Origin of the sequence: Undibacterium sp. Ji50W, assembly GCF_049340445.1 — a bacterium.
GTDB lineage: Bacteria > Pseudomonadota > Gammaproteobacteria > Burkholderiales > Burkholderiaceae_D > Undibacterium.
This window is the reverse complement of record NZ_JBMPOX010000001.1, coordinates 750,976-773,676: the sequence shown is the minus strand read 5'-3', so window position 1 is coordinate 773,676 and position 22,701 is coordinate 750,976. Positions and strand designations below refer to the sequence as shown.

Annotated in this window: 25 protein-coding genes; 3 read left to right on the top strand and 22 right to left on the bottom strand. The window is 56.0% G+C overall.

What is annotated here, in order from left to right:
• Nucleotides 1-5: 5 nt before the first annotated feature.
• The 14 genes from ACO0K9_RS03470 to ACO0K9_RS03405 form a co-directional block, all read right to left on the bottom strand.
• Nucleotides 6-932 (bottom strand): hypothetical protein, encoded by a 927-nt coding sequence (locus ACO0K9_RS03470; RefSeq protein WP_422981782.1) that lies wholly within the window; start codon nt 930-932, stop codon nt 6-8.
• 8 nt (nt 933-940) lie between these two features.
• A complete protein-coding gene (locus tag ACO0K9_RS03465; protein ID WP_422981780.1) occupies nt 941-2,941 on the bottom strand; it encodes a putative baseplate assembly protein in 2,001 nt (666 codons plus the stop codon).
• Nucleotides 2,941-3,354 (bottom strand): GPW/gp25 family protein, encoded by a 414-nt coding sequence (locus tag ACO0K9_RS03460; protein WP_422981778.1) that lies wholly within the window; start codon nt 3,352-3,354, stop codon nt 2,941-2,943. Before ACO0K9_RS03460 ends, ACO0K9_RS03465 begins: the two co-directional genes overlap by 1 nt.
• Nucleotides 3,338-4,129: a hypothetical protein gene (locus ACO0K9_RS03455; RefSeq protein WP_422981776.1), complete on the bottom strand. Its 792-nt coding sequence runs from the start codon at nt 4,127-4,129 to the stop codon at nt 3,338-3,340. The genes ACO0K9_RS03460 and ACO0K9_RS03455 overlap by 17 nt, the downstream gene beginning before the upstream one ends.
• Nucleotides 4,130-4,133: 4 nt before the next feature.
• Nucleotides 4,134-4,556 (bottom strand): hypothetical protein, encoded by a 423-nt coding sequence (locus ACO0K9_RS03450; protein WP_422981774.1) that lies wholly within the window; start codon nt 4,554-4,556, stop codon nt 4,134-4,136.
• Nucleotides 4,557-4,564: 8 nt separating this feature from the next.
• On the bottom strand, nt 4,565-5,095 hold the full coding sequence (locus ACO0K9_RS03445) for a phage baseplate assembly protein V (RefSeq protein WP_422981772.1): 531 nt from the start codon (nt 5,093-5,095) through the stop codon (nt 4,565-4,567).
• The gene (locus ACO0K9_RS03440; RefSeq protein ID WP_422981770.1) at nt 5,092-6,234 is read right to left on the bottom strand and encodes a phage late control D family protein; all 1,143 of its coding nucleotides are present in this window, start codon (nt 6,232-6,234) and stop codon (nt 5,092-5,094) included. The genes ACO0K9_RS03445 and ACO0K9_RS03440 overlap by 4 nt, the downstream gene beginning before the upstream one ends.
• Nucleotides 6,231-6,839 carry a hypothetical protein gene (locus ACO0K9_RS03435; RefSeq protein ID WP_422981768.1) on the bottom strand — a complete coding sequence of 203 codons (609 nt, stop codon included), beginning with the start codon at nt 6,837-6,839 and terminating at the stop codon, nt 6,231-6,233. Before ACO0K9_RS03435 ends, ACO0K9_RS03440 begins: the two co-directional genes overlap by 4 nt.
• Entirely contained in the window at nt 6,839-7,963 is a 1,125-nt protein-coding gene (locus ACO0K9_RS03430) for a hypothetical protein (RefSeq protein WP_422981766.1), read from the bottom strand. The genes ACO0K9_RS03435 and ACO0K9_RS03430 overlap by 1 nt, the downstream gene beginning before the upstream one ends.
• A 3-nt stretch (nt 7,964-7,966) precedes the next feature.
• Nucleotides 7,967-8,188 carry a DUF6760 family protein gene (locus tag ACO0K9_RS03425; RefSeq protein WP_422982520.1) on the bottom strand — a complete coding sequence of 74 codons (222 nt, stop codon included), beginning with the start codon at nt 8,186-8,188 and terminating at the stop codon, nt 7,967-7,969.
• Nucleotides 8,143-8,511 (bottom strand): phage tail assembly protein, encoded by a 369-nt coding sequence (locus ACO0K9_RS03420; protein ID WP_422981764.1) that lies wholly within the window; start codon nt 8,509-8,511, stop codon nt 8,143-8,145. The genes ACO0K9_RS03425 and ACO0K9_RS03420 overlap by 46 nt, the downstream gene beginning before the upstream one ends.
• The gene (locus ACO0K9_RS03415) at nt 8,508-8,939 is read right to left on the bottom strand and encodes a phage tail protein (RefSeq protein ID WP_422981762.1); all 432 of its coding nucleotides are present in this window, start codon (nt 8,937-8,939) and stop codon (nt 8,508-8,510) included. Before ACO0K9_RS03415 ends, ACO0K9_RS03420 begins: the two co-directional genes overlap by 4 nt.
• Before the next feature lie 29 nt (nt 8,940-8,968).
• Complete coding sequence (locus ACO0K9_RS03410; protein ID WP_422981760.1) at nt 8,969-10,231, bottom strand: phage tail sheath family protein; 1,263 nt, start codon at nt 10,229-10,231, stop codon at nt 8,969-8,971.
• A gap of 61 nt (nt 10,232-10,292) precedes the next feature.
• On the bottom strand, nt 10,293-10,913 hold the full coding sequence (locus ACO0K9_RS03405; protein WP_422981758.1) for a DUF4255 domain-containing protein: 621 nt from the start codon (nt 10,911-10,913) through the stop codon (nt 10,293-10,295).
• Between the two features lie 692 nt (nt 10,914-11,605).
• Here ACO0K9_RS03405 and ACO0K9_RS03400 point away from each other — a divergent pair.
• Nucleotides 11,606-12,067 (top strand): cache domain-containing protein, encoded by a 462-nt coding sequence (locus ACO0K9_RS03400; protein WP_422981756.1) that lies wholly within the window; start codon nt 11,606-11,608, stop codon nt 12,065-12,067.
• 23 nt (nt 12,068-12,090) lie between these two features.
• Here the strand turns inward: ACO0K9_RS03400 and ACO0K9_RS03395 are convergent, their stop codons facing one another.
• The 7 genes from ACO0K9_RS03395 to ACO0K9_RS03365 all read right to left on the bottom strand — a co-directional run bounded on the left by ACO0K9_RS03395 (nt 12,091) and on the right by ACO0K9_RS03365 (nt 18,064).
• Nucleotides 12,091-12,792, bottom strand: a complete 702-nt coding sequence (locus tag ACO0K9_RS03395) for an ABC transporter ATP-binding protein (RefSeq protein ID WP_422982518.1) — start codon at nt 12,790-12,792, stop codon at nt 12,091-12,093.
• 1 nt (nt 12,793) lies between these two features.
• Nucleotides 12,794-13,570, bottom strand: coding sequence for an ABC transporter ATP-binding protein (locus tag ACO0K9_RS03390; RefSeq protein WP_422981754.1), 777 nt, complete (start codon nt 13,568-13,570; stop codon nt 12,794-12,796).
• Complete coding sequence (locus tag ACO0K9_RS03385; RefSeq protein WP_422981752.1) at nt 13,567-14,586, bottom strand: branched-chain amino acid ABC transporter permease; 1,020 nt, start codon at nt 14,584-14,586, stop codon at nt 13,567-13,569. Before ACO0K9_RS03385 ends, ACO0K9_RS03390 begins: the two co-directional genes overlap by 4 nt.
• The gene (locus tag ACO0K9_RS03380; RefSeq protein WP_422981750.1) at nt 14,583-15,449 is read right to left on the bottom strand and encodes a branched-chain amino acid ABC transporter permease; all 867 of its coding nucleotides are present in this window, start codon (nt 15,447-15,449) and stop codon (nt 14,583-14,585) included. Before ACO0K9_RS03380 ends, ACO0K9_RS03385 begins: the two co-directional genes overlap by 4 nt.
• A gap of 94 nt (nt 15,450-15,543) precedes the next feature.
• Nucleotides 15,544-16,746 carry a 3-oxoadipyl-CoA thiolase gene (pcaF, locus tag ACO0K9_RS03375; protein WP_422981748.1) on the bottom strand — a complete coding sequence of 401 codons (1,203 nt, stop codon included), beginning with the start codon at nt 16,744-16,746 and terminating at the stop codon, nt 15,544-15,546.
• Nucleotides 16,743-17,402, bottom strand: a complete 660-nt coding sequence (locus tag ACO0K9_RS03370) for a CoA transferase subunit B (RefSeq protein ID WP_422981746.1) — start codon at nt 17,400-17,402, stop codon at nt 16,743-16,745. The genes pcaF and ACO0K9_RS03370 overlap by 4 nt, the downstream gene beginning before the upstream one ends.
• Nucleotides 17,399-18,064 (bottom strand): 3-oxoacid CoA-transferase subunit A, encoded by a 666-nt coding sequence (locus tag ACO0K9_RS03365; RefSeq protein WP_422981744.1) that lies wholly within the window; start codon nt 18,062-18,064, stop codon nt 17,399-17,401. The genes ACO0K9_RS03370 and ACO0K9_RS03365 overlap by 4 nt, the downstream gene beginning before the upstream one ends.
• Before the next feature lie 135 nt (nt 18,065-18,199).
• Here ACO0K9_RS03365 and ACO0K9_RS03360 point away from each other — a divergent pair, with 135 nt between their 5' ends.
• A complete protein-coding gene (locus ACO0K9_RS03360; RefSeq protein WP_422981742.1) occupies nt 18,200-19,051 on the top strand; it encodes an IclR family transcriptional regulator domain-containing protein in 852 nt (283 codons plus the stop codon).
• 474 nt (nt 19,052-19,525) lie between these two features.
• Nucleotides 19,526-20,701, top strand: coding sequence for an ABC transporter substrate-binding protein (locus ACO0K9_RS03355; RefSeq protein WP_422981740.1), 1,176 nt, complete (start codon nt 19,526-19,528; stop codon nt 20,699-20,701).
• 236 nt (nt 20,702-20,937) lie between these two features.
• On the opposite strand, the gene ACO0K9_RS03350 is transcribed toward ACO0K9_RS03355, so the two are convergent.
• Nucleotides 20,938-22,662, bottom strand: coding sequence for an alkaline phosphatase family protein (locus ACO0K9_RS03350; RefSeq protein WP_422981738.1), 1,725 nt, complete (start codon nt 22,660-22,662; stop codon nt 20,938-20,940).
• Nucleotides 22,663-22,701 lie beyond the last annotated feature (39 nt).

Sequence of the window (22,701 nt, the reverse complement as noted above, 5' to 3'; positions counted from 1 at the left end):
TTCTCCTATTCATTGCTTAGCGCCCAGCGCACGGCCAGTTTGATATACGCATCCGGTCCCGGAATGATGCCAATGGAATCAGGCTGTCCGTCTACCGTTAGCGTCAATTTCTTCACATAGTCGACGCCGGTCACGCGCGTGATTACCGCATAGAGTTCAGACTTGTAGAGTGCCTTGCCCGGCGGCGGTGGTCGATAGCCCTCTTCACCCGCAACGCAATGAAAATGGTTCTGCAATGCCTGTGTTAGCGCCAGACCGACTTGTTTCCCCTGGTCCGAACGATGCTCAGCAAAACAGACTAGTTCTACATTTATGGTTACCTGCAACGGCCGTGCAACCATCACATGCAAAGTAGCGCGATTGCCCTCAGGGATGGCGGCAAGGGTCTCATCGCTGCTAATGGTGAGCGCCGTACAGCCCTGCAGCTTCTTGCGCGTATTAACGAGCATCGTTTCGTGTTTATCCGGGCTCATAGTGGCATTGCCGACCAATACCAGCGTCACATGGCCAATGGCGTTGTGCTCAAGGGATTCGACGTTGTCCTTCTTGACAAGCTTGGTACGCGGCAGGCAGCGTGCGTGCTGCACTCCGTTGACAGTACCAGCCAGTTGCTCGAAGTCGCTGGCCGTGATAGCGCGCTTTTCTACACGCAGACCGCAAATCGCCTTAGCCAGGTCGTCATCGATGTGCTCGCCGGGTTCTTGACCGGGGGCGAGCAATTTAAGAAAGGCTTTCTTGTGCTCGGTCGTTACACGGTTCACGCGATAGATCAATTGCTCGCTGACGGACGCAAACAACTCGATCAGGGTGATGCCGGGGTCCGACAGATTATGATCGGTCCAGGACGGTGCAAGACCGGGAATCATGGCGCGGCCTTCGTCCACCAGGTCGGCGAAGCGTCGGTCATCGAGATCGGGAAGTTCAATAGGCATAATGGCTCTCAGCGGGTGTCGGATATTTTTACGGTTACTTTATCTGCACAGACAAGGAAGCGCTTCGTATCAAATATCTTCTTATGCTGGGCAGTCTCCTTGTAGCTGATATCCAGTGCCGAAATATATTTGACATGCGGGGTGCCAGCCAGCACGGCATAGAAATCGGATGCGTGTGGTAGCCGTCCGAAGGGCCAGCCACACCCATCCCGCCCACCAGTCAGCGGATGCAGGTAGGCCAGGCAACGGCGGTTTAGCTCGTCTATCGTAGTTACGGTGTCACGTTGCGACTCAATCTGTACGCTGACGTTGACCACGACCGGCAAATACAGCGGCCCGACCACTTCGACATGTGCCTCTACACAGCAGCGTTCACGCAGATAAGCACGCACCCGCTGGAGCAGATCGAGCGTAGGCTGCGGCCTTTCCCCAGTGTCGGCAGGCACGATGATAACGCTCACCTTGCCAACACCGCTCTCTTCGTCCGTCTTGGTGCGGAGGATCTTGTAGGCATTTTCCTGCAAATTGTGTAGCGGCACGCATTCGGCGCGGGCCACCCCGGTCGTCGCTTGCAGCGCGAGATCTTCGTAATCCTCTTTGGTCACCGCACGCTGGCGGTGGCGCAGACTGCGCGGGGCGCGTTGCAGCAATGCTGCGGTCTGTTCGGCTTCAGCGCCTCCGCTGGCGGCAAACAGATTCTTCACACGCACTACTTCGTAGGTGTTCGATACGATGCTTTTGATCGCACCGGCAAAAACATTGCCAGCCGCGCCGCCCCCAGCCCTGTAGTTGGTTAGCCTGATATTGCGCGCACCGGCCGGCGGTATCATGCCGCGTTTGCCATCGCCAAAACGCAACTTTCCACTCTGGCGATTGAGTACATAGTGACGGTCACAGGGGCCGGAAGCATGAAAATCCGGCGTTTCCTGCCAAGGTACCCAACTGTCCTCGGACACAAGGGGCTCCGCGCCGGTATTGGCGGCGATTTCGAGCACGGACAGCAATTGACCGCTCATCACGGGCTGGTGCGCGGCAAAAAACTGCTGATTGACTTGTCCTGAACTGGAACCAAGCACCTCACCGACCAGGGTCTGACACTGAAGTGCCGCCACGCTATTGATCGCAACGCAAAGCATGGCTGGCTTGGTAGGATCCTGATCACCGCTGACAGACAGCCAAAACGGGGTGGTGTTTCCGGCCGGGCCAAGAAAGCGAATGACGCCGGAGCGGGTGAGTCCGTCGGTCTCATCTTCCACCGTGATCAGCGTTCCTTTTCTGTCATCCTTCCGGCCGAGCTCCCATGTCAGCCCTTTACGTTCTTTGTCTGACTCTTTGTTGGACGATGAATCGGCAGCTTGATACCGCGGACTATCTATCCAAACGTACAGCTCAACCGGCTCGCCCTCGGGTAAGCGTGCCGTTTCCTTATACTCAAACAGGAATGTATACCGGTTGTTTTTTCCGCTGAACAGCTCTCTGGCGGCACCGTTGCCATCATCGTTACCATTGTCGATCAATGTAGACCAGTCGTCAGTCACGCCGCCGTTGGCGGCCATCAGTGACTTCAGACTAAGATTGCTGAGCCACAGGTCTTGCTCCGTTTCAAAATAGAGCACGGCATTGCTTGCCGCCGACAACGCCTGCAGCCGGGTACCGGCCGGCAGCAGCCGCCCTTGTCGCGCGGCACCATCCAGCGCAAAGCTAACCACCGTCCGCGCCGGCGCGGCTGCAATCGGCGTATTGCCCAGCAGGTCAAGAAAGGCGAGGAAATGCTTTTCCTGAGTGCGGTTGATGCGCTCGACGATGTGGTGGCAGTAACGCGCAAAAATGTGCACGAGTGCGTCGCAGGCTTCGCCTCCATAAGGTTCGCTGGTGTCGGTGCTGTCGCTTTGATTAGCAGGCTGCTTCCAGCCATACACGGCGCTCAGCACGTTGTAGAGCTGGCCACGTGTCTTGTGACGCAGATCGGTTTCGCTGCGGGTATCGATCAGTGGAGGACGAATGCTCATTACAGCCCTCCCCGCTCTATATAAAAGGGATACACCAGGTTATAAACGGTATCGGTACTTCGAACACGATAGATGATGTCGATATTTAACTTTCCTTCATCCGGTAATGCCGAGACCTGCACGGTAAGCACGTCGATGCGCGGTTCAAACTTCGCCAGCGCGGTTTGAACCTGTAGTTGGGCCAGGATCGCGGTGACCGGATTCATGGGTTCAAACGTCAGCGCTTCCATGCCGCCCCCAAAGTCGGGGCGCATAGCGCGTTCGTGGTAGGCGGTACCAAGGATCAGCCGGATAGATTGCCTGATGTGCTCGTCGTATTCATTCATCCCTAGCGTACCGCCCATCAGCCGGAGTGGAAAAAAGGCAATTCCCCGTCCCAGTATCTCTCGATTATTTTCAGTTGAGTAAGGCATTACGTTTCTCCTTGATTGATGCTGCCGGTAGCAGTGATAAGGTGCGGATGTGGTTGACCGGTGTGTGCTGACTACCCTGGAAAGAAACATGCAAGATGAGCTCGTACAGCCCGGTCAGCCGGGAAGTGCTCTGGAACACAGCGAACTGCTTCTTACCGTCGCGCCGGACTGTGATCTGCTGCCCGGGGGTGTACGGCAGGAGTTCCTCCCCGGGTCCTTCATCGTTTAGCGCACGCAAATACAAGTTGAAGCGCCAATTATTGTATTCCGGCTGGCACTGACGGGTGCCGGAAAGCCGCTTGTCCGGCGACCAATTGACAGGCAACTGGAACTCTATCTCCAGCCAGTATTCCGAAGGCGTGTCCGGTAATTGGTGCACGGACGATACAAAGGACTGGAGCACGTGGATCAGGCATTGCCCCACGTGGTCGGGCGGCAGGCGTTCGCCACCAGCGATGCCACCGATCGTCACCTTTTGCCAATTGTCGATCCTCTCGCCTTGCTGGTCGCTCGCCGCCAGCGTGATGTACTGCGCGCCTGGCTCTAACTGCGTGCTTTTCCACGCCGGCGGCTGTTGTGCCAATTCGACCGGCTGCTTCAGCGACTCGTGCCACTTGTCTTCGCCTCGCTCTGGAAAAGGCAACGACGAATACCAATGATAGTAGAGTGCTCGCACCGGTTGGACTTCGGCGGCGCCGGTGAAGCTGATCTGCTCACCTAAAGCAAACACGTCGCCGTTATGCGGGCTGGAAATAATTAAATTCTTCAGACTCATGACTTTAGCCCTGCCCACTGACATTCAGCACCACTGGCGCGCCATTGGCCAGAATAATGGCCTGGTCCCCTTCCACGCTGACGGGGACACCGCCAACCCGGACCGTGCTACTGCCTGGCAGCAGCAGACCTGGCCAGATGCCAGCGCCAGTGGTTCCTTGTACGCAAGTTCCTCCAGCTACCACTCGCCTGTCTTTGTTGATACAGACCGTGCGGTTGAATGAATTATTCACCCAAACCAGAGTGCCTTCAGTCAGGGGTTTTGCGGGCGGTGTCGGTATTATCACTGGCACGGCGTTGCTACAATGGGCTGTTTCCGACGTTTCCATTACTACGAGAATCTCCTTACCCTTCGCAAGTACTTTTGTCGCTTTCAGCTTTAATGCACCACCCAGATCAAGCACGCCCAACAGTTTCAGTTCGCTCATGCTTTCCCTTATTTTCCGGTAATTTCGTTGCCGCTGATCGCCGTACTGTGGCCGCCGGTGTTGACTGTCAGTGTGCCGTCAATCTCCACGTTTCCCTTCATCTTGATCGCACCGGCAGTGATTTCGATATGCCCTTCCTCGATCGAAAACCTGATGCACTGCTGCTTATCCTTGGTCGAGATTTCAATACTCTCCTTGCCTTCAGTATCGATCAGGCTGATCTTGTTGCCACCTCTGGTTTGGATCAGCTTGACGTCATTGGTGATTGTGCCATCTCCCCCTGGCGGCTTGGCATTGAGATGCCACACGCTGCTCAGCAAGGCAAATCCGATGTCCGACCCCAGTACTGGCACCACTAGTACCTGATCGCCCTTTTCCGGCAAAAACAACACGCCGCGCCCTGCGCCCGCCATTGCCGTAGCGACCCGGCATTGCAAGATGCTTTTGAGCGCGGGCAGGTAAACGTCGAGACAGCCGTTGGCGTCGAGTTTTACCGTATCGACCACGCCCAGATACAGCGTGCCGGGTAATTCATTCATATATGCAGCCTTAATGTGAAGTCTGTGCGAAATCCTTCATTGTCGATCCGGTGCACCAGAGATTGCACCTGGTACTCACCGTCGAAGCGTGCCATGCCAATCACGTTGACGATGCAGCCCACCCGCATCTCTGGATTGCCGATGGTGCTGCCTTCACCCGTGATGAGCATGCCCATCAGGCGGCGCATCTCGGCACCAGCTCGTTGCTTGGCTTCGGTCGCGTCATGCACAATGATGTTGTGTACGGCATTGTCTGCTACCAGACTGGCCTTGGCAGCCTGCGACAGACGGCCCCAATAGCTTTTTGGTGGTGTCGTTCGGGCGCTCACCTCTTCGGCCTGTGCCGTATTCCAGCCCCGGCTTTCTACTGCGCCCACCTGACCGCTAGTACTGAGGCGAAAAGACAGACTGAAGAGATTGACGCCCCGCTCCAGGCTGATTTTTTTGCCTGGACGTTCGCGGCGAAAGTGCAAGATGTTGCCGTCGGCCCAGAAATGACAGCCATATTGATCGGCAAGCTCGGCAATCAAATCCAGATAGCTGATGCCAGCCTGCATGCGGGCGCGTCCCGGAGGTGCTGTCATCTCGTCCTGGGTCAGGCTGTCGATAGAGAGCAACAGATCGAGTATCTTGGACGCAATAAAACTGAGTACCTCGTAATCGTTCATTTCGTCCATGTACCGCATGTAGACATTGCCTACTGCGGCCGTGCTGAGCGCGTCATGCCCCTCCACCTGGACGTGCAATCCTTCTTCGCTGTCCAGTTCGACGGTAATTGCGCTGACTGTGCCTGCCATGACCATCTTCAGCGGGGTCTCGGCGTTACCCAGGGAGATTTCCAACACATGGCCTTCACAGAGCGTTCCGCGATTGGGTCCCTGCAGGCTATCGATCAACATCAGCATCGGGTCTTCGATCTCCAGCGTAAAGCTGCCTTGCTGATTGGCACCCAGCGACACCGACATCCGGTTGATCACTCCCAGCACTGCTGGGTCCAGTGGCACGCCGTTCCGGCTCAGCATCACTTGTCGCAAGCCGTAAGCCACCGGGTACAGGCTTGCCGACCCAGTCCGCGCGCGGATGTCCACATCGGTCGCCGATGCCTGACTCCACGGCTGTTCGCTGAAATGGATGGTCATACCAACCCTGTCAAGTTAAGCAATTTTCCGGCCAGTACTTTGCGCGGGTTATCGATTTGGTTGGCTATGGCAATTTCGCGCCATTTGGCCGGGTCTTGATAGTGCCTGCCCGCGATGGCGGGCAAGGACTGCCCTGGCGGTACCTTATGAATGGTGGTGACCGCCCGGTCCCTGGCATCTTGCCCCGCCACACTGATACCCTTGAACTCGACCTGCAGCTTGGCCCGCAATGGCATGCCTGCAGTGTTGAAATAGTCGAATTCGGCCCGTACACTGACGATGACGCATTTGAATACCAGCGAGCCCCATATCAGCAGCAATTGCGGCGGGGCCTTGCTGCGCGGTGCCAGTTGCATCAGACTCTCTATGGCGTTGGTGCGTTCGCGCACGTCGGTGCCGGCATCGCTTGTGTCAAAGAAGAACTCAGTGCTCAGGGAGTCGGCTATGCCGCTGACATACTCCATTAAAACTGAGGATTTCCCCGGGACCCGGCTTTCCTTAAACTGGTTGGAACGGGACAGCGAATAGCTCGGTGGATTGAACATCACCGGTATCGTCTGGCCACCACCATCAATATTTACGATCACTGCCTTGGTCAGCGCCATCAGATTCTCCCTTTGATTTCACGTTCCCGGCGTTGTTCACGTTTAATGATACGCATCACCCGCGTGGCTATCTGTTCCATGCCGTCGCGATCGATGTGCGGTATTGCAGATGTTTGTGTCTGTTGTACCCGGTCCGGCCTTGCCTTGGCCGCAGATGGTGACTGTTGCCAGATGTCAGACGGAGGAATGTCGCCGCGCGCGCGCGTGGCCTGGTCAAACAACAGGTCGCCGAGGCTGGGGGCGTCATTGGCTTTAGTGGCTGCATTAATTACGGCTGCATTAATTACACTAGCCGCACCCGCCATGTCAGTCATGTTACTGGCGGACCCGGCCAGCACCATGGCGGGCCACTCCTGCCGCACGGTGGGCAAAGACTGTCCTGCAGGTGCCAAGCGCTGGGAGCGCTGCTCCAGTGCGATTGCCGGCTGCGCCGCCAACAATGTCGTGGGCAAGCGTCGACCTACTTCTCCTGAGATTAGTGCTGGTGCCGGATCTGGACGCATCTGCATGCCCAACTGCTCGGGCGACCATTTTACGCCTGAAGGCACTTGCCCGACTGCTCGCTGCTTTAGTGGCGGTGCAGCCTGCAGCACTGATATCGCTTGCGGCACTGATATAGATGTGGGTCGATGAAGCGGCCTGTCAATTTTTGCCGCCAGGCCGGATGGCGGAACTGACGTCGCCAGCCCAACGCCCCGGTGTGCCGCAGGCAAGCCTGCCGCAGTCGGCGTGGCGGCTTGATTATCTGGCTCAGGCGTGCGTGACGTCGGCTTCCAGCGTGGGGATGGCACAGCTATTTCGCGAAAATTTGTCGCTGGCAATGCTACGGCACCACGCGCTGAACGCCGCGTTTGCTGTACTACCACAGCTTGCCAATTCAGGGTCAGCACGGTCCAGGCACCATCGGCCCGTCCCACGATCATCGATTGCAGCGTGCGCTGCCTTGCCATCACATTCCGCAGGCAAGCCATCGTCGCCAGATGCAAGCCACCCCGCCGCAGGCCGTGCGTGGGGCGTGCCCAGCCCTGCATGTAACGCATCCAGGCCATGCTGGCCAGCAGCCCGGGCGGCAAACTCAGTCCTGCGAGCTGGCTCGTCGACGGCGGATTGATAGGGGTAGTCATCGTCTATGCTAAATGTGATGTATGTGAAGTATGTGATAGCTCAAGATTTATACGGGATACTTCTTCCGCCCAGCGACGGCGTTCGGCATGTTCCATGTTCATCAAGCGCTCAGGCGGCCAGTGAAAATGGTAAGCAATAAAGGCTACCTCCTCGTACAGCCGAGCGATGGGGTAGCCTACTACTCCCCCACTTTTTCTGGCTCGACCTCGAACGTGTGCTGGCAACTGGGACAAGCCACCGCCACGCTTAGCGAAGCACTGCTGTTGATGCGGTTGTAAAAGTCTTGAAGGTAGGCCAGGTCTGCCGCGAACATGCCTTCGATCACCTTGGGATTGATCGCATCCAGCGCACCCAGCCGCACCACCACTCGTGCCAGCAGGATCAGCACCAGATAGGCAGGGTTGCCTTGCACCCGCGGATCTTTCTGTGGCAAGATCTCGTCGGCTGCGGTGGCCAGGCGCATGGATCCTTCGCGATGCACCGTGCCTGCCGCATCGACATAGCCCTTGGGCAGCACAAAATCAAACTCGGTGGCGAAGTCGCTCATGCTGCTGCTCTGATCAGACGTTCACAACTGATTGTCAAGGCGTCGATTGCCGCTTCCTTGCCAGTTCCACTCAGGTCGGGTGCCTTGTATTTGCTGGGCCAGGCGCCGAAAAAATTCCAGCGTACCTTTTCCTGGCCCAGGTCGTCGAGCAGGATAATCGAACCGTTCTTGCGCTGCAGCTTGCCATCCAGAATGCCTTGATGCCAGTCATACAGTTCACGCGAATCGGTGATACCCCACTTCAGTGTCAGATCAGGAAAGCTACTCTTTCCCGGCAATTTGCGGACAGTCGACGCATCGCCGCCTTCGCGGTATTCCACCACTTCCACATCTGAACCGAATCCGCTGCAATCGGAAAACCCCGCTTGCGTCAGACCGTCGATTTCCAGAAGAAAGCGAAAATTTTTATATGGATCTACTCTGGCCATGATTTTTTCCCTGTGATCGGTGCGGACAATTAGCCGCCAGAAGATTGATGGATACGGAATATAACGAACTCAGCCGGTTTGACGATTGCCACGCCGATCTCGGTGACCAGTTGACCGAGCTCACGTTGCGAAGGCGGATTGACATCAGCGTCGCACTTCACGTAAAAGGCTTGCTTGGCCGTTTCGCCGAACAGGGCACCCGAGCGCCATTCATTGGTTAAAAAGTCCGTGAGCGTGCGGATCACGCGCTGCCACAAAGCCGGTGTGTGGGGTTCAAACACGACGAACTGGGTGCCGGCGTCGATGGACTGACGCAGATAGTTCATGTAGCGACGCGTACTGATGTAGCGGAATTCGCCGTTGGCATCGCCGCCAACGGTGCGAGCCCCCCAGATCCGGTAGGCGCCATTCATGAGGCGGATTACGTTGACGCCAGCTGTATTCAGATCTCCCTGAACGTTGCTCGTTATTGATTCCTGGATACCGGCAATACCAAGCAAAGCTTCGTTCGCCGGCGCCTTGAACACGCCGCGCTCGGCGTCGCTACGTGCGTAGACACCTGCAACATGGCCGCCGGGCGGCACATAGATCAAGCTGTTTTCCGGTGTCAGCGGATCAACTAAGGTCATGGCTGGATCCGATACCTGAAGCCACGGATGATAAATCGCTGAATTGGGATTATGCAAACTACTGATTAGCGCTTTGGCGCCGTCTGCTTTCGTATCTTTAACAAAATCCAGGATGGCGAATCGTTTGTAGAGCTGGGCATAGTCTTTCAGCGCGGCGTTCTTGTTCAGCCCTGGCGCTACCACCGTCGAAATCTCATCCAGTGCCGCTAGTGCCGTGATTGCCTTGTCAATGTCAATCGTGCTGGCCGGTTTAACACGGACAACATAGCAACGGCTGCCGCCATTATTGAAAAAGCCATACACCGCGTGTGCCAAATAGGGCTGATAATTGCTGCTCTTCAGATATTCTGCTTTCCTGGCGTCATCCGTCGTTTTAGGGTCCGACGATTCGACAGCTGTGGAACTCTTAGCCGATGCAATGAAGTCGCCGAACAATTGAACATATGCTGGCCAGGAAGTGATCAGGTAGGGGACGTTCTCCTTAGCTTCAACTTTGTGGAAGGCCCATAAACAGTTTTCTCCTGGCTTAGATGGCCGTACTGGCAGGTAGATGTCATCGGCGAGACAGCCTATGAATCCCGGCGTGCTGGTCCCCACACCTGCGATCGGCCTGGACAGCGGTGGTACTTCTTCTACATACACTCCTGGCGACACGTATGACATGGCATATTTCTCCTGAAATTAAATTACTATTGACGTCCTTAAACCCCGAGCAGGGACCTGTCTAATGATTTTCTGAACCCACCTTCCACTCCCGCACATCAACTTCCTTACTGAGTACCAGTGCTTCTGTCACCTCTGCAGTACCCGGTGTCATTGCCACTGTGGCGGTCACTGTAAAGGCTGGCCGCAGTTTTCCACCCACGGCAGTCCAGAATTCTGAGATGTTCTTCGTCAAGTCGGATTGCATGACCACCAATTCAACAGGGAAAGACTGGGTTCCGAGCCAGGTCTTTGTCTCACCCAAAACGTTCTTCGGTGCCAGCACTGGCGTTGCGGCGAACAGCTTTAGCACTTCACCCAAGAGTTCGTGCTGACGCAGGACCGCGCTTTGACCAGACTGCCCTGCTTCAACCCAGGCCGTCACCAGATAGGAACAGGCGATACGTAGCTCGGGAGCGCCGATCACCACAGTCTTGCCGCTGACGCCTTCGCGTATCACCGGCACGCTGCTGCGCAAATCTGTGCGTTCCCGCACGTCGAACAGGAACAGATTGATGCTGTTTTTTACTGGTTTATAAGCCTCCGTCGGGCTGTCATAGGACAGATCAGCCTCTCTCAACAGGGATGGAACGTGGCGTTGTTGCAGTAGCTCGCCTAGGGCCTTGGTCAGATTGAAAAACATCACCCACCCTTTCTGCTAGCTAAGCCACAGTGTGCTATGCCGTTGCTGTCGAATAAATTGATCATCGCCAGCTTTTTTCGCGATAAACAGGCTGAGCCATTTGAGCACGGATGAACGAGCAAATTTTAGGTAGAACATATGGTGGCATTAGGTTTGATCGCAAAGAATTGTTTACGTGACACAATACTAAAGGTCTTTCAAAGTTAATAACATAGTCCAATTGAGCTAGGCGAATGCTCGCGGCAACTGCTGAATGCGCCGATGGTGGCGGCTACGCTCGCGATAATCGTAGAGAATCCAAGCTTGAAAAATGAAAACGTGACGTCAAGGATGTCGTCATGTCGTAAGTGAGGGATGGTCCGTGCCTGATATTGCATCCGCACAACGATTGATATGTTGGAGGCACCGGCAACGCGCTTCGTGCCAGAGCATCCCACCAATCCGTGCTGGTGGCGAACGCTTGCCGTGGCCGCGCAACGACGCGGTGAATAAGCGCGTCATTGGTGCCAGCACAGCAGGCACCAATGACGAATGTGGAGTAATGGCAATTCATGAGATTGCTGACCAAACTTGTGCAGGAAAACAACGAGCAAAGCCGCGGCTCTCTCTCTTATAGCGCACTGGCCGCGCACAAGGTAAGCTGATATAAAAAAGAATATTCCAATATTCCATTCATCACATCAGGAGACATCATGAAACGCTACGCCATCGCCAGTTTGACCGCCCTGCTACTTGCTTCCGCCCTGCCCGTCCTTGCGCAAACTGCCAATAAGGCCGATGCCATTGCCCTGGTTGACAAGGCGGTGGCAGATATCCAGAAAAAAGGCATCGATGAAGCCTGTAAAGACTTCTCTGATCCCAAGGGGGGGTTTATCCAGGGTGACCTGTATGTGTTTGTCCAGGATGCGCAGATGATAATGGTCTGCCATGCAGTAACGCCGAAGATGAACGGCAAGGACATGTCGCAGTTGAAGGATGCCAACGGAAAACAATTCGTACAGGAAATGCGTGAAGTGGCCCAGTCAAAGAAACCCGGCTGGGTCGATTATGTGTGGGTCAATCCAGCTACCAAGGCGCTGGAAAACAAGACATCCTATATCCGCCTGGCTGAAGGCAAGTACACAGTCGGTGCGGGGATCTACAAGCCCAAATAAGCCGGCTTTCGATTACCAATGCGTCAGGCTACTGCGACGAGACGGTCCAGCCTGTCACCATCGGCCAACAGGCTGGCACTGTCCGAATCGTGCACGATGCGCCCGCGATCAAGCACGATGGCGCGCTGGGTCAGTGACAGCGCCAAGCGCGCATGCTGCTCGACCACGATTACCGACATGCCTTCGTCCTGGACCAGTTTGCGGATCACCCGCGATAGTTCCTGCACGATGATGGGGGCCAGGCCTTCCATAGGCTCATCCAGCAGCAAGATGCGGGCGTTGGTCATCAGTGCACGTGCAATCGCCACCATCTGTTGCTCGCCACCGGACAACTGGTTACCCATGTTGGTACGGCGCTCGTACAGGCGCGGGAAAATCTTATATACCTTCTGCAGATTCCATGGGCCGGGGCGGGCCACCACAGTCAGATGTTCTTCCACCGTCAACGAGGGAAACATATGCCGCTCTTGCGGTACCCAGCCAAGACCAGCACGCGCGCGTTGATGCGTGGGCATGCGCACGATGTCGCACCCTGCCCAGCGTATGGCACCACTGTGCAGTCGCGTCAATCCCATCAACGTTATCAACAGGCTGGTTTTGCCGACGCCATTTCGACCGAGCAAGGCCAGGCTGTCGCCTTCGTGTAGTACGAAGGATACATCCTCCAGTACCACCGACTCGCCATACCCGGCGCAGACTTTATCGAGTGCCAACAACTCAGGCATATCAGACATATTCGGCCTCCCCCAGATAGACTTCCCTGACACGCGGGTCTGCCGCGATTTCTGCCGGCGTGCCTTCGGTCAGCACCTTGCCAGAAACCAGGACCGTGATGCGGTCGGCGAAACGGAACACCAGCCCCATGTCGTGTTCAATAAACAGCAGCGTGACGTCGCGCGGTAACTGGGACAGCACCTCGAACAGTTCCTTGCTTTCCGCCTGCGGGATGCCTGCTGCCGGTTCGTCCAGCAGCAGGATGCGCGGCTTGGTGGCCAGCGCCAGTGCAATTTCCAGCAGTCGCTGTTTGCCATATGCCATGCTGCGTGTCATGCTGTTGGCCTGGTCGCTCAACTTGAGTGTCGTCAACAGGGCCATCGCCTCATCAATGACATCGGCTTGCCTGGCTACTGTCTGGTACCACACCGACTGCAACCCGCGTCGCTCGCAAATCGCTAGTGCCACAGACTCCAATACCGTCATGCCCGCGAACAGGGTGTTGAGCTGGAAGGTGCGTGTCATGCCACGTTGCACACGGCGGTGCTGTGGCAGATGTGTGATGTCTTCACCGCCCAGATACACCTTGCCGCTGCTGGGTATGAGACCGCCAGTCAGCAGATTGATGAAGGTGGTCTTGCCGGCACCGTTGGGACCGATCAGCGCATGGCGTGCGCCGGGGGCGAAGCTCAGGTTGATATCGCTGTTGGCGACGAATGCGCCCCACTGCTTGCTTAAGCCTTCGGTGCGTAATGTGATGTCTGGGTTATTGTTATTGGCATGCTTCATGTTTGCTCCTTGCGCAGCCATGATTTGAAGCGATGGGCCAGTACTTCCAGGCCACCCAGAATGCCGCCACGCGCAAACAGCACGATCACCACCAGCAGCAGGCCGATATAAAACTGCCAGTAAGCCGGATTGAGGCCAGACAGATAGTCCTGTGCCAGCATGAACACCGCCGCACCGATCAGCGCACCATACAGACGGCCAGTGCCGCCCAGCACCAGTATAATCAGCAGCTCGGCAGAGCGCGGAAAACCCAGCGAATCCAGCCCGACAAACTGTGTGGTTTGCGCCAACAGCGCCCCCGCCAAACCGGCCACTGTCGCCGCGACCGTGAACACCGCCACCAGGCGACGATTGACATTGACACCCAGCGCAGGCATGCGGTGCACGCCTTCGCGGATGCCGATCAGGCTCAGGCCGAACGGCGACTTCACCAGCCGGCGCAGCAGCAAAAATACAAGAAATAGCACGGCCAGGCTGTAGCAGTAAGCGACATTGCCGTTCAAATCGAACTCGAAGATACCGAACAATTTACCCACCACCATGCCGGATAAACCATCTACGCCACCAGTCAGGAAAGATGCCTTGTTGGCCGCTTCAAACAGCATCAGGCCGATACCCAGTGTGACCATCAGGCGCGTCAAATCCTGGCCGCGCACCACCAGCCAGGCTGTGAGGAAGCCAAACAGGCCGGCAATTGCAGCACCAGCCAGCAGACCACTGAATGGTTCGCTCCAGCCGTGTACGGACAGCAGGCCGGCGGCGTAGGCACCCAGACCGAAAAAGGCGGCGTGACCCAGCGAGACGATACCGGCATAGCCCAGCATCAGGTCCAGCGACAGTGCGAACAGGCCGGTGATCATGATCTGGCTGATCAGCACCAGGTAACCTGGAAAAGCAAAATATGCCGCCACCGGCAGTAGCCAGAAGGCGACTTCCAGTGGTGTCCAGCGGTCATGTGGCAAACGTGGTACCGGCATGATCTGAGCTTGGGTGGCGGTTTCGGTGATGGCGTTCATGCTTTCCTCCGTATCAGGCCAGCCGGGAACAATATCAACAACAGCACCATCAGGCCGTAGATGACGAAGGCACCCACTTGCGGTACATAGTATTTTCCTGCGACGTCGAATACGCCCAGGATCAGCGCCGCCAACAGTGGCCCCTTGATCGTCCCGGCACCACCCACCGCGACCACCAACAGGAAGTAAACCATATACTTGATCGGGAAGGTTGGGTCCAGCCCAAGCACGTCGATACCCAAGCCACCACCCAGGCCAGCCAGGCCTGAACCGAGCGCGAAAGTCAGGCTAAACACCAGGCTGACATTGATGCCCAGGCCCGCAGCGGCCGTCTGGTTATCCACAGACGCACGGATCTGCGCGCCAAAACGGGTACGTTCGATCAACAATCCCAGCGCCACTGTAACCAGCACCACCACACCAATCAGGAACAGGCGGTAGACGCCTATGTCCAACCCCAGCAGCGCTACCTGGCCGCGCAGCCAGTCCGGTAGCGTGACAGGCTGCTGGGTCGGGCCGAACAACCAGGTGGCACCGGCCACTGACATAAAGGTAAGGCCGATGGAGAATAGCACCTGGTCCAGGTGGCTGGCCTGATACAGGCGACGATACAGCAGCCGTTCCAGCACCAGTCCCGTGATGGCGGATGCCAGGAAGGCCAGCGGCAGCGATGCCAGAAACGGCACGCCCAGGCGCGACAGTAGCGTGACACTGACATAGCCGCCCAGCATTGCAAACGCACCGTGTGCCAGGTTAATGAAGTTCATCATCCCCATCGTGACCGACAGGCCGACACTGATCAGAAACAAGAGGCTACCGTAGGCAATGCCGTCAAACAGTACACCGGCAAAATTGGCTAGCACGTCAGGCTCTCATTTTGATTTTGTTTTTTCATTGGTTGTCTCCGCTACTTCTCTACAAGCTACATGATTTGCATTCTTGCTTCACACTCTTTCTTCACACTCTTTCAATGATCATAGCAATGCCCTGCCCCACGCCTATGCACATAGTGCACAGCGCATACCGTCCACCGCTGCGATGCAACTGGTAGCTTGCCGTGGTAACCAGGCGTGCGCCGCTCATGCCCAGCGGATGGCCCAGTGCGATGGCACCGCCGTTGGGATTGACGCGTGGGTCGTCGTCAGGCAGGCCTAACTGGCGCAGTACGGCCAGGCCTTGCGCCGCAAAGGCTTCGTTCAGTTCTATCACATCCATCTGCGCCAATGTCAGACCGGTCTGGCGCAACAGCTTTTGCACCGCTGGTTTCGGGCCGATACCCATCACACGTGGTGCCACACCGGCAGTCGCCATGCCGACGATGCGGGTTAAAGGCTTTAGTCCATACTGGAATGCCGCGTCCGCATTGGCGATCAAGAGTGCACAGGCACCGTCATTGATGCCAGACGCATTGCCAGCGGTAACGCTGCCATCTGTTCTGACCACGCCTTTCAGCTTTGCCAATGCTTCCAGCGTGGTAGCACGCGGATGCTCGTCCTGGTTGAAGACGACAGGATCACCTTTCTTTTGCGGCAGCGATACCGGAACAATTTCACGCGCAAAGAGATCTTCGGCAATGGCGATAGCAGCCTTGTTCTGGCTTGCCAGCGCAAATACATCCTGGTCGGCGCGGCTGATGCCATAGTCCTGAGCAACGTTTTCTGCCGTTTCCGGCATGGTCTCGACGCCGTAAGCTTCCTTGAATGTCTTGTTGATGAAGCGCCAACCCATGGTCGTATCTTGCAATGACGCATTGCGCGCAAACGCCGAATCAGTTTTGCCCATGACGAATGGGGCACGCGTCATCGATTCGACACCACCAGCGATCAACAGCCTGGCGTCACCAGCCTGGATGGCACGTGCCGCCGTACCGATGGCGTCCATTCCTGACCCACACAGCCGGTTGATGGTGGCGCCTGGCACTTCCTGTGGCAAACCGGCCAGCAGTGCCGACATGCGCGCCACATTGCGGTTGTCTTCGCCGGCCTGGTTGGCACAGCCATAGATGACGTCATCCACCACCGTCCAGTCGACGCCGGGATTGCGGCGCATCAGTTCACGCATCGGCAGTGCACCGAGGTCGTCAGCGCGCACGTCCTTTAATGCGCCGCCGTAGCGGCCGATGGGGGTTCGTACTGCATCACAGATATAGGCTTCGTTCATGTCATCCTCTCTTGTTTCAACGGTAACAGCGGTGCACCAGTGACGGCTTGCAGCGCTTCAAAGCTCAGACCGGGGGCCATCTCGCGTACTGCCAAGCCTTGCGGCGTTACGTCCAGCACGGCCAGGTCGGTATAGATACGATTGACACAGGCCATGCCAGTTAAGGGATAGCTGCACTGGCTGACAATCTTGCTTTCACCGGTCTTGGTCTGATGGTCCATCATTACAAACACTTGCTTGGCACCGATTGCCAGGTCCATGGCGCCGCCGACAGCGGGTATGGCGTCGGGTGTGCCGGTATGCCAGTTGGCCAGGTCACCATTGGATGCTACCTGGAAAGCGCCCAGCACGCAGATATCCAAATGGCCACCACGCATCATTGCGAACGAATCGCCATGGTGGAAGTAGGCACCGCCAGTCAGTAACGTGACAGGCTGTTTGCCAGCGTTGATCAGGTCTTCGTCTTCCTGACCGGCCGCCGGTGCAGGGCCCATGCCCAGCAGGCCGTTTTCGCTGTGCAGAAACACTTCGCGCTCGGTGGGCAGGTGGTCGGCCACCTTGGTTGGCAGACCGATGCCCAGGTTGACATAGGCACCTTCAGGAATGTCCTGCGCCACGCGGGCGGCCATCTGGTCGCGGGTATATTTGTGCGTCATGCTGCCTCCTTCACTACACGCTGGACAAAGATGCCTGGTGTGACGATCACTTCAGGATCGAGTTCACCCAGCGCGACCACCTGCCGCACTTGCGCAATGGTGGTCTTGGCAGCCATCGCCATGATGGGGCCGAAATTACGGGCAGTCTTGCGATACACCAGGTTACCCCAGCGGTCGCCGTGCAATGCCTTGATCAGCGCGAAATCGGCATGGATCGGCGCTTCCAGCACATAGTGGCGACCATTGATGAGACGTGTCTCTTTGCCCTCTGCCAACTGCGTGCCGTAGCCAGTTGGCGAAAAAAAACCGCCAATGCCGGCACCGGCAGCTCGTATACGCTCGGCCAGATTGCCTTGCGGGGTCAGTTCCAGTTCAATCTCGCCGGCACGGTACAGCGCGTCGAAATGATGGGAGTCTGTCTGGCGCGGGAAGGAACAGATGATCTTGCGCACCCGTTTGCTCTTAAGCAGCGCGGCCAACCCGGTTTCGCCATTGCCGGCGTTGTTGTTGACGATAGTGAGGTCGCGAGCACCCTGCGCGATCAGCGCATCGATCAGTGCGGACGGCATGCCAGCGTTGCCGAAGCCGCCGATCATGACCGTGGCACCGTCGTGGATGTCAGCCACGGCGCGCTCCAGCGATTCAAAAGTCTTATCAATCATATGTTTGCCTTTGCGATTCATGTTGTGCGATAATCGAACAAATGATTGTTTATCGCACGAATAGTGTAACAACGTCGCGCCCCCAAGGTCAACAAATAAAACGATAGCACTTACCGACTGCATTAAAATCACGCCATGTCCAAGAATCTAAAGACTACCAAAGCCACCAAGACCACCGCTGCAGAAGCCGGGCAAGAGCACGAACCAAGCATCTCGGAGCAGATCGACGCAATGACTGATCCCAGTTTCATGACCTCGCTGGCGCGCGGTCTGGCTGTAGTGCGGGCCTTCAGCGATTCACGTAAGCCGCAGACCATCGCCAACATCAGCCAGAAAACCGGGATTCCGCGGGCCGCCGTGCGACGCTGCCTGCATACCTTGCGTGAACTGGGTTACGTGGATGCAGAGCTGAACAATTTTTCACTGCGCCCCAAGGTGCTGACGCTGGGATATTCTTACCTGTCGTCAACCCCGCTAACGGTGTCAGCCCAGCCTTACCTGAACAATATCAGCCGTAGTCTGAACGAATCGAGTTCACTGGCGGTGCTGGATGACGATGAAGTGCTGTATGTCGCACGTGCCGCCACTTCGCGCGTGATGTCGGTGGCACTGAACACCGGCAGCCGCCTGCCCGCCTATTGCACTTCGCTGGGCCGTGTCATGCTGGCGCACCTGCCACCCGAGGATCTGGACCAATACCTGGCACGCACCAGGCTACGGGCAATGACGGAAAACACGGTGGTTAACCAGAAACGCCTGCGCGAAATACTGGCCAAGGTGCGCCAGGCTGGCTACGCCATCAATGATGAGGAACTGGAACTGGGATTACGCTCCATCGCCGTACCGGTGCGTGGTGCATCCGGCACGGTGCTGGCAGCATTGAACGTCGGCGCACAAGCATCCCGCGTCAGCGTCAAGCAACTGGAACAAGAGTTCCTGCCAGTGCTGTTGCGCGGCGCACAAGAGCTTTCGATACTGTTGCCTTAGAACCGCGTTCTTGGCAGCGGTGGATGCAGTAATAAGTATCTAGTGGACTGTAACAATTGAAAACAGAGTGCCTTCCGCTTGCGCGACGACCATGGCTGCGTTGCAAATGCTCGCGATAGTTCACTATCGCTCCGCATAAGTGTTAACCTTGCCTTGCCCTGATCGCCGGGCAAGCGTCTTTCACTTCTGTTTCAAAGTTACAGTCCACTAGGCTGCATTCTTCATTTTGGACCATTTCTGGTCTTATGCGCATCATTTTTAAAGTGTGCGATTATCGAACAATGGATTGTTAATCGCACATACATTGGATACTATGTATGCGGCAATGGCGATCAACGAAAGCCGCATTGCTTGCATTACTGGCATTGTAGGCGTTACAGAATTGATGCCTGCCCTTGCAGGCAAGTTGCCTTGGCCATTCTTCATATAGAAAACAGAATACACAGAACGCATAGAACAATATAGGAGACCAGCATGACGATGAAAAAATTGGTATCGATGGCGACACTGACAGCTGTTGCATTGTTTGCGCTGCCGCTGGCGCGGGCTGAGGACACTATCAAGATTGGTCTGATCGCCGCCTTCTCTGGCCCCTTCGCCGATTACGGTAAACAGATGGAAGGCGGCATCAAGACGTGGATGGCGCAAAACGGCAGCACAGTTGCAGGCAAAAAAATCGAGATCATCATCAAGGACACTACCGGGCCTTCGCCTGAAATCGCGAAGCGGGTGGCGCAAGAACTGGTGGTGCGCGACAAGGTCGACTTTCTGGCTGGCTTCAGCCTGACGCCGGAAGCGCTGGCTGTCGCACCCATCGCCGAGCAAGCGAAGAAGCCGATGATCATCATGAATGCCGCCAGCTCGGCGATCACCACCAAGTCCAACTACATCGTGCGTTTTTCGATGACGCTAGCGCAGATTTCCGCCCCCATGGCGACCTGGGCGGCGAAGAACAACATCAAGAAGGTAGTGACACTGGTGGCGGATTATGGACCCGGCATTGATGCCGAAACGGCATTCAAGAATGAGTTTATCAAAGGTGGCGGCACGATCACTGAAGCAATCCGTGTTCCGCTACGCAATCCGGAATTTGCACCCTATATTCAGCGCGTCAAGGACGCCAAACCTGATGCCGTGTTCATTTTCGTGCCCGCTGGCGAACAAGGCGTCGCCTTCATGAAAGGCTACCGTGAACGTGGCCTGGCTGCGGCAGGCATCAAGGTGATCGCCACTGGCGACCTGACCGACGACCACGCACTGCCTGCCATGGGCGACACCACACTGGGCGTGATCACCACCTTCCACTATTCAGCAGCGCACAAATCACCAGAGAACCTGGCTTTCCTGAAGAATTTTGCTGCTGCCAATCCAGGCGCGGGTCGCCCCAGCTTCATGGCGGTGGCGGCGTATGACGGCATGGCAGCGATCTATGAAGTGGTACGCAAATTGAACGGCAAGATTGATGGTGACCAGGCCATGGCTATCCTGAAGAATATTCAGCTCAACAGCCCGCGTGGCCCGATTACCATCGATCCACAAACCCGCGATATCGTGCAGACAGTCTATGTGCGCAAGGTTGAAAAAGTCGGTGACGAATTCTACAACGTCGAATTCGACCAGTTTCTGAACCAAAAGGATCCTGGTAAATAAGCTGATACCAATCCGCCATCAATGGGCGCATCGCATGTTGCAATCCATGCCTGTATTGAACAGATTGCGAGCGCCCTGATCCCAACCGAAATCGGGGATATAACGCGTTTAGGTTGTGCCGATTGCTTGGCAATCACGATTGGATTTGGTCCCGGTTTGCCTCGCCCTCCTTACAACAGGTAGTGAACCCACTTTATACCTTGTAAAATACAATTTGAATCAATCTGTTTGAGAAATCAGGCAGGGCCTGGATTGGCATGCATGCCCGATGCGGCAGAACTGTAAAATTGATTGGCCGCCTCGACGCGCTCTGCCGTGTAGCTGGCGACTTCTGCGTTCGTAGAGAAATCGCGGGTGATCTTCTTTCCGCTGTCAGGATGTCCCGGCAACCGGGCCACATAAATGCTCAGGAATTCGTTTATGTAGGGCACGGGTTTCGCGTTCAACATGGATAGGGGTGGACTCCACGATTTAGTAAGCGTGCCGTCGCTGTAAGGAATCGTACTGCTGCCAGTGCTCGGATCAGTGCTCGGCAACTTCGAGTAGGGTGTGATCCAGATTGGGCAATCTTGACGCATTGTGCTCTGACCGTACTGAGTGAATGCCGACTCGAGCGTGGGTGCAGTCGCGTCGCGTTGTGTCAGAGGTTCGATGACTGGTTCACCAACCGGATTCATCGTGTTCATTTTGTCAATCAGGAAGCGTAGTACTGACGTGTTCTGATACTGATGGCTATCTACTCCCGCTTCCAGCCAGGGTGAAATCAGCAAAGCTGGAACTCGTAAGCCGAGCAGCGAGAAATCAAATGTCGAATTGAGCGTCCAGCTGTTTCCGCAGTCGCTACCTGAAACGTACTGCGTCGTTGGCTCCGCCCCAGGAACCGGTGGTGTGGTAGCAGGCGGAAACACATGATCATAAATTCCGCCATTTTCATCAAAAGTGACGACCAACAACGTGTCTTCCCAGCATGGGCTGCTGCGAAGCGTGTTGTAGACTGCAGCCAACAAGTTCTCACCAGGTTGAATCAGGGAGTTCGGATGCATGCTGGTGTCGGTGTAGGCGTCAGTTGATGGCAACCAGCACATGATGAAACTGTAGAAAGGAAGGCTTCCATTCTGACAATCGGTTGCGAATTCAGAGATGGACGCTCCCCGGTAAGGGTTGACATTTGAATTCAAAAACGCAGTGTCGATCTGGCCAAGCTTGCCACCCTCGGCTTCCGGTACATATATTTTCCACCTGGACGGTTGATAGTCGTGCGGGAAAGGACTCGGGAGAGGCTCGATCAGGGAGAATATGTTTTGATATTCGTTCTTTCCGCTATCGCCATCGTCTATCCCTACACCTGTCCTGCCGGTATGAATGAAAGCGCGATTGGGCAAGGTGTGTCCTGGCATATCGCAGTGCCAGTTGTCACAGAGAACGAAGTTTTTCGCCAGCGTGTGAAGCACCTGGAGTTCGCCGTCTTCGAAATACGTCAGGGCTGCCTGGCCCTGGATCGTAGGCTGATCGTCGATATCTCTGTACGTCGAATAGAAACCCGAATTGGTCGTCGGATAAGCCTGCAGCGCTTTTTTCCCCACTGGAGCTCCATTCGCATAACCCGAAGTGTAAATCGTTGCAGGCTCAGAAGGCAGGTGTTTTTTATCACCTGTGAGGGTGAAAATCGGGCCGAACAGATCGGGCATCATGCCGTCACCGAAATTGTGGTTGAAATCGTTCTTCTGAGGAAGAGACGGATCAATCGGAGTCGGATACACGTGAGGATTAGTTTCCGATGGTGGTTTGAGTGGATCAGGAAGGTTATAGTAATTCTGGTTGATCTGGCCGTTCTCAAAGAGACCGTTTACGTCGGGGAAAGCACCAAAAATATGGTCAAAGGACCGATTCTCGAACATCATCACGACAACGCGATTGATATTTGCGATCCCTGGAATCTCATTGCTTGCATTCTGCTTCATGTTCTATCCTCCGGTTTGGATTCTGTGGCATATAAACCG